At 45.3% G+C, this 5,079-nt stretch carries 3 protein-coding genes; all 3 read left to right on the top strand.

All coding sequences use genetic code 11. The features are described from left to right. Positions 1-277: 277 nt before the first annotated feature. The 3 genes from B9J84_RS13775 to infC all read left to right on the top strand — a co-directional run bounded on the left by B9J84_RS13775 (position 278) and on the right by infC (position 4,987). The gene (locus tag B9J84_RS13775; RefSeq protein ID WP_064626716.1) at positions 278-2,290 is read left to right on the top strand and encodes a DEAD/DEAH box helicase; all 2,013 of its coding nucleotides are present in this window, start codon (positions 278-280) and stop codon (positions 2,288-2,290) included. Positions 2,291-2,503: 213 nt separating this feature from the next. Then, positions 2,504-4,432 (top strand): threonine--tRNA ligase, encoded by a 1,929-nt coding sequence (gene thrS, locus B9J84_RS13770; RefSeq protein ID WP_094124375.1) that lies wholly within the window; start codon positions 2,504-2,506, stop codon positions 4,430-4,432. Positions 4,433-4,435: 3 nt separating this feature from the next. Continuing rightward, entirely contained in the window at positions 4,436-4,987 is a 552-nt protein-coding gene (gene infC, locus B9J84_RS13765) for a translation initiation factor IF-3 (protein WP_080569453.1), read from the top strand. Positions 4,988-5,079: the final 92 nt, after the last annotated feature.

Genomic DNA, 5,079 nt, shown 5'->3' with positions numbered 1-5,079 from the left:
GCTTTAACAGTGCGCTGTAAATGCAGCTCCTGTGTTCGTTTTGGGTGAATTAATGAGCTTAATGGTCATTTATGACGAATTTTTGTGATGTAATTCAATTTTTACTAGCTTTTTTTATGCTTTTAGGGAATAATCCGCGTCCCTTATATGTCCCTAGCGGCTTGATGCGTTTTAAGACTTATCCGCATCTGAACGGAACTCAGCTCTTTTTAATGGATCGGTATTGGAATTGGTAGAGCACGTGGGACCTTTTGTTAATTAATCTAGTGGGATCTCCATGCAAGACTCTGTAATTCAATTTAGTGAATTAGCCCTAAACGACTCAATCCTTTCTGCTCTAAATGAAATGGGTTTCGTTTCTCCAACTCCTATCCAAGCTGCTGCTATTCCATTTCTTCTTGAAGGAAGAGATGCGCTAGGTAAAGCACAAACAGGTACAGGTAAAACGGCTGCGTTTTCTCTACCTCTACTGAACAAATTAAACCTTTCTCAACACAAGCCACAAGCAATTGTGATGGCACCAACTCGTGAACTTGCTATCCAAGTTGCGGCAGAAATCAAAAACCTTGGCCAAAAGATTCAAGGCCTTAAAGTACTTGAGATCTATGGCGGTGCTTCTATTGTTGACCAAATGCGCGCTCTGAAAAATGGTGCTCATATTGTGGTTGGCACACCTGGTCGTGTAAAAGATTTGATCACTCGTGATCGCCTTCATTTAGACGAATGTCATACCTTCGTTCTTGATGAAGCTGACGAAATGCTCAAAATGGGCTTCGTTGATGACGTAACTTGGATCATGGAACAAGCACCTGGCACCGCTCAACGCGTGCTATTCTCTGCGACTATGCCTCCTATGGTGAAGACGATTGTTGACCGTTACCTACGTGATCCTGCTCGTGTTGACGTAGCAGGTTCAAACCAAACTGTTGCGAAAGTAGAGCAGCAATATTGGGTTGTTAAAGGTGTTGAAAAAGATGAAGCGATGGCTCGTCTTCTTGAAACAGAAGAAACCGATGCGTCAATCGTCTTTGTACGTACTCGTCAAGACACCGAGCGTTTAGCTGATTGGTTATTATCTCGTGGCTTTAAAGCGGCAGCGCTTCATGGTGATATTCCGCAATCACTGCGTGAGCGCACGGTTGATCATATCAAACAGGGTGTAATCGACATTCTTGTTGCGACAGACGTTGTTGCTCGTGGTCTTGATGTTCCACGTATTACACACGTGTTCAACTATGATATCCCATTCGATGTAGAATCATACATCCACCGTATTGGCCGTACTGGCCGTGCTGGACGCAAAGGTAAAGCGATCCTTCTAGTTCGCACGAACCAAATTCGTATGTTGCGTACGATTGAGCGCGTAACTCGTTCTCAAATGGAAGAGATTCAACTTCCAATGCGTGACAAAGTTGCTGAAGCTCGTCTCATCAAACTGGGTGCAGAGCTAGAAGCTGACAAAGGTCATACTGCTTTAGACAAATTTGTTGAGCTCATTGAAAAACTTCAACAAAGCCTAGAGATTGATGCCACAACACTGGCGGCCATTTTACTGAAGCGCCAACAAGGCAATCGTCCACTGTTCTATGTCGGCCCAGATCCAATGGTTGACGCGATCGAGCGTGAAAAATCACGTCGCCGTGATCGTAAAGAGGGTAGTGAGCGTGGTGAACGCCGTGAAGGCGGTCGCGATAGCCGTGATGGACGCGAAGGTCGCCGCGAATATGGTACTGCGAGCAATGACTGGGATACTTATCAGTTACAAGTCGGCCGTGAGCAAGGCGTGCAAGTGAAAGACATCGTTGGTGCTTTAGCTAATGAACTTGGTTTAACCAAAGGTTCAATTGGTGCAATTAAACTTGCTCAAGGCCATACATTCGTACAGCTTCCTAAATCAATGTCTTCAGATGTTGAAGGCAAATTGCGTAAACTGCGTATTCGCCAAAAAGAAGTCGGTGCTGTTGTATGTGACTTTGATGACTTCCGCGAGTCTCGTGGTCGTCGTGAAGGTGGTAACGGTGGTGGTGCCCGTCGTGAAGGCGGAAACGGTGGCTTCCGTAATCGTGAAGGCGGTGCTCCTGCGGCTGGCGCAGGTCGTGGTGGCCGTGAAGGTGGCTTCCGTGGCAACCGTGACGGTGCAGCGGCGACTGGTCGTGATGGTGAACGTCGTTTTGACCGCAACCGTGGTGGCGACCATCGTGGTAACTTCCGTGGTGAACGTGGTCACGGCAATGCTAGTGCTAATGCCAATGCGGGTACGTTAAGTCGTCCTCGTCGCGCTGAAGCATAATCAATTATTGAAACTCCAAAGCCCGTGATATTTATCATGGGCTTTTTCTTTTGATTTATATAATTCGATCTTTGCATTTCTAGCGTGAGCTAGTTAAAATCTTCACTTCATTGAAGTTCCGGTATTCGTGTTACCGAGTGAGCTTCGATGGGTTATTTTCAATCAAACTCAACACGTGTTGCTTGGTATGCAACACCACTGTAAGGATTATACATGCCTATTATTACTCTTCCTGACGGCAGTCAACGTCATTTTGAACACCCAGTATCGACAATGGAAGTTGCAGCTTCTATCGGCCCTGGTCTTGCAAAAGCAACGATCGCAGGCCGTGTCGATGGTGTGCGCGTCGATGCGTGCGATCTTATCGAAAATGATGCTAGCCTTGAAATTATAACGACAAAAGATGAAGTTGATGGTTTAGAGATCGTACGCCACTCTTGTGCGCACTTACTTGGCCATGCATTAAAGCAACTTTATCCACAAGCCAAAATGGCGATTGGTCCGACGATCGACAGCGGCTTCTACTATGATATCGATCTTGAGCAATCACTCACGCAAGATGATTTAGAGCAAATCGAAAAGCGCATGAAAGAGCTTGCCAAGACAAAATATCAAGTTGTCAAAAAGAAAGTCAGTTGGCAGGAAGCCCGTGATGCTTTTGAAGCTCGCGGTGAAACATACAAGATGGAAATCTTGGATCAGAACGTGGCTCGTGATGACAAACCAGGTCTATACCATCATGAAGAATACATTGACATGTGTCGTGGTCCTCACGTACCTAACATGAGCTTCTGCCAACACTTTACCCTGCTTAGCATTGCTGGCGCGTACTGGCGTGGTAACAGTGATAACAAGATGCTACAGCGCATCTATGGTACGGCATTCCATGACAAGAAAGCACTTCAAGCCCATTTAACGCGTTTAGAAGAAGCGGCTAAACGTGACCATCGTAAAATTGGTAAGCAACTCGATCTATTCCATATGCAGCAAGAAGCTCCAGGGATGGTATTCTGGCACCATAACGGTTGGTCTATATTCCGTGATCTTGAAGTGTTCATTCGCCAAAAACTCAGTGAGTACGACTACCAAGAAGTAAAAGGTCCATTAATGATGGACCGAGTTCTATGGGAGCGTTCTGGTCACTGGGATAAATATGCGGATGCCATGTTCACGACGTCATCTGAAAACCGTGAATATGCAATTAAACCGATGAACTGCCCAGGCCACGTTCAAATATTTAATCAAGGTTTGAAATCATACCGTGATCTGCCATTGCGTATGGCTGAGTTTGGATCTTGCCACCGCAATGAACCATCAGGTTCATTACATGGTATTATGCGTGTTCGTGGCTTTACTCAAGATGACGCCCATATTTTCTGTACCGAAGATCAAATTCAACAAGAAGTGACATCTTGTATCAAGATGGTCTACGACACCTACACGACGTTCGGTTTTGATAACATCGTTGTTAAGCTGTCTACACGCCCAGAAAAACGTGTTGGTAGTGATGAAATTTGGGATAAATCGGAAGAAGCATTAAAGCTTTCATTGCAGGCAATGGATATCCCATTTGAAATTCAAGAAGGTGAAGGCGCATTCTACGGCCCTAAAATTGAATTTACTTTGCATGATTGCTTAGATCGTGCGTGGCAATGTGGTACAGTGCAGCTGGATTTCAATTTACCTGCTCGTCTAGGCGCGACATATGTTGGCGAAAGTAACGAGCGTCTTGTTCCGGTTATGATTCACCGTGCAATTTTGGGTTCACTTGAGCGCTTTATCGGTATCCTTATCGAAGAGTATGCAGGTTTCTTCCCTACGTGGTTAGCGCCGGAACAAGCGGTAATTATGAACATTACTGATAAACAGTCAGTTTACGCTCAGGAAGTAGCACAAAAACTACAAAAATGTGGAATTAGAGCCAAAGCAGACTTGAGAAATGAGAAGATTGGCTTTAAAATCCGCGAACACACTTTAAAGCGTGTACCGTATATGCTTGTCTGTGGTGACCAAGAGATGGAAGCCGGAGAGATCGCAGTACGTACCCGCAGGGGCAAGGACTTAGGTAAATTTAAATTGGATGACTTTATTGCGTATATCCAAGCCGAAGTTTCTAGCCGTAAGCTCAATCTGGAGGAATAAACTATTAAAGGCGGAAGACGTGGCCAACAGCCGGCCAAACCAAACCAGCACCGTTTAAACGGTGAAATTCGTGGCGTTCGTGAAGTTCGTTTAACTGGCGCAGATGGTGAATCCGTTGGTGTTGTATCAATCAACGAAGCATTAGAAGCTGCTGTAGAAGCTGGTATGGATCTTGTAGAGATCAGCCCTAACGCCGAGCCACCAGTTTGTCGTGTGATGGACTATGGCAAGTTCCTCTTTGAAAAGAGCAAGACTGCTAAAGAGCAGAAGAAGAAGCAAAAACAGATCCAGATTAAGGAAATTAAATTCCGTCCTGGGACTGATATTGGAGACTATCAGGTAAAACTACGCAACCTGACCCGTTTCCTAGAAGAAGGCAACAAAGTGAAAGTTACTATTCGCTTCCGTGGCCGTGAGATGGCGCACCAAGACATCGGTGTCGATGTTCTTCATCGTTTGAAAGAGGATACTGCTGAAATTGCAGTAGTTGAGTCTTTCCCGAGTCGAATTGAAGCACGCCAGATGATCATGATGCTTGCCCCTAAAAAGAAGTAATTAACGGCTTACAAGTAATGAGACCTCGCCGTTGAAAGACGGTGGGGTGTTATTCGCCCTAATTACATGTTATTTAAACTACTACAATGCGG

Origin of the sequence: Vibrio sp. V03_P4A6T147, assembly GCF_002241085.1 — a bacterium.
GTDB classification, from domain to species: Bacteria; Pseudomonadota; Gammaproteobacteria; order Enterobacterales; family Vibrionaceae; genus Vibrio; species Vibrio anguillarum.
This window is presented reverse-complemented; position numbering and strand designations above follow the sequence as displayed.